This is a genomic window from Oceanobacillus halophilus, from assembly GCF_003628505.1.
GTDB lineage: Bacteria > Bacillota > Bacilli > Bacillales > Amphibacillaceae > Oceanobacillus > Oceanobacillus halophilus.
In genome coordinates, this window is the sequence record NZ_RBZP01000044.1 from 1 (window position 1) to 2,069 (window position 2,069).

Below are 2,069 nucleotides of genomic sequence, written 5' to 3' on the forward strand. Positions count from 1 at the left end.
TTTTGCGAGTGGCAGCACATACATCTTTAGGGTGAGAGTCCCGAATGCGCCGTGCAGCCGGTAAGCATTAGCTGACAAATAGTGCGTTGACTGCGAAGTAGCGTGCGGAGGATTTGAAGGCAAACCTCTGAACAGAGCTGATATCCCATGTTGGCACTAGAGTCGGATGACTGTGCAAGAGAACAGGAAGTCCAAGTAGCTGGTTGACTCGAAGTGTTAGGAGGGCTGAGTTAGAGGGAAAGTGTATGATGTGACCCATTGAGGCCTTCCTGCTTCCTGAATAGGTATTGATGTCACAAGGCCAAGCCAAGGGCACAAGATGAGCTTTAAAGGGAGGAGTCAGAGATCGCCATAGTAGTGTAGAAGCTCATGCCGATGAACTTCTGGCGACAGAAGCGAGGACAGCACATGAGTGAAACTGTACCAAGATACAGTTGCGAACTCTCACCCAAAAGGTAGGGTAACAGTGCGAAGGGCGTGACCCATAGAAGAACAATGTGAGTAGACTTACTTATGACTGCGGAAATAGACAGGAGCTGGATAAGAGTCAAGACCGACTGATGCCAGGGTGGAACGAACGGGTACACCGTCTATCGCTGAAGTGAAAGAAACAGAGTACTGCTAAAGGCTAACGGCTCTGATTTCTACATTTTAAATGGAGAAGCAGAAACAGAGGAAGAAACGAAAGCAATGACGTAAGGGGAGTAACAGATGAAGAAGCGCATATGGTATAGCCTGTATGACAAAGTATACAAGCGAACCAACCTAATAAGTGCTTTTGAACAAGTAAAGAATAATAAAGGTGCACCCGGGGTGGACAAGATAACAATTAAAGATTATGAATGGATGTTGGAGGACAATCTAGAAGTGCTTCAACAAAAGTTAAAAGCTAAGTCATATCGCCCCAAACCCGTTCGGAGAAAGATGATACAGAAAGAGAATGGCAAACAACGTCCACTTGGGATACCAACGGTGGAAGACCGGGTGGTACAAGCAGCCCTACGTAATATCTTGGAGCCAATCTTTGAAGAGGATTTTCTTCCGTGCAGCTATGGATTCCGTCCAGAAATAAGTGCGCATATGGCTTTAGATAAGGTCACGGAACATCTGAATGCTGGCTATCACTATGTCATTGATGCGGATTTACAATCTTATTTTGATACGATTCCTCATGAAAAACTAGAACAACAGATAAGAAAGCGAGTAACAGATGGCTCTGTTATTCAATTAATCCATCAATTTCTCCGTGCAGGTGTTATGGAAGGAGAACTATACCAAGATACTCCAGAGGGCGCGCCGCAAGGGGGCGTGTTAAGTCCGTTGCTTTCGAATATCTATTTACATCAACTTGACCAGTTAATGACTGAACGTGGGCATCGTATCGTTCGCTTTGCAGATGATTTTATTATTCTGTGTAAAAGCCAAAAAGGTGCGGAACGAGTCATGCGAAGTGTCTCCAAATTCTTGGAGGAAGAACTGAGCCTTACCGTTAACCAAGAGAAAACTAAAGTAGTCTATGCGAGAAAAGAGCCGTTTACGTTTCTTGGATATGAATTTATCGGAGATATTCGCAGAATAGACCCGAAGAAAGAAGCAAAATTTAAGAAACGTGTGAAAGAGATTACTCGAAGAAATCAAACGGTGGATATACAGACGCTTATCAAAGAAAAGCTTAATCCGTATCTACGAGGATGGGCGAATTATTTCCGATATGGAAATGTCAAAACCAAATTTAAAGATTGGGATAGCTGGATAAGAAGAAGGCTTCGAATGGTTCAACTAAGAAGTTGGCGGAAAGTAAAGAACCTCCATCGCCTTCTGAGAAGAAAGGGATGGAGGGAAGAAAGCCTGAGAGGTGTTCGCATGTTTGCATGGCGAAGCTCTATGAGTCCAATGGTTCATGCGGCATTAGATAACAAATTTTTCTCAGAACTTGGTTTAGTAAATCTTGTATCTGTTTATGATGAACGTTATCTCTAAAAGGGATATATGGGAAGAGCCACATGCGAAGGTCCGCACGTGTGAGCTCTGTGAGAGGCGTGGTCAGTAATGGCGACGCCTACTCGGTT

At 44.0% G+C, this 2,069-nt stretch carries 1 protein-coding gene; it reads left to right on the forward strand.

The window, feature by feature from the left end; translation table 11 throughout:
• The first annotated feature begins 711 nt into the window (after positions 1–711).
• Positions 712–1,980 carry a group II intron reverse transcriptase/maturase gene (ltrA, locus tag D8M06_RS19570; protein ID WP_121206244.1) on the forward strand — a complete coding sequence of 423 codons (1,269 nt, stop codon included), beginning with the start codon at positions 712–714 and terminating at the stop codon, positions 1,978–1,980.
• The last annotated feature ends 89 nt before the right edge of the window (positions 1,981–2,069 follow it).

Excerpts from the sequence above, each read along its gene's own strand:
- ltrA (WP_121206244.1), top strand. The coding sequence starts at position 712 with ATGAAGAAGCGCATATGGTATAGCCTGTATGACAAAGTATACAAGCGA.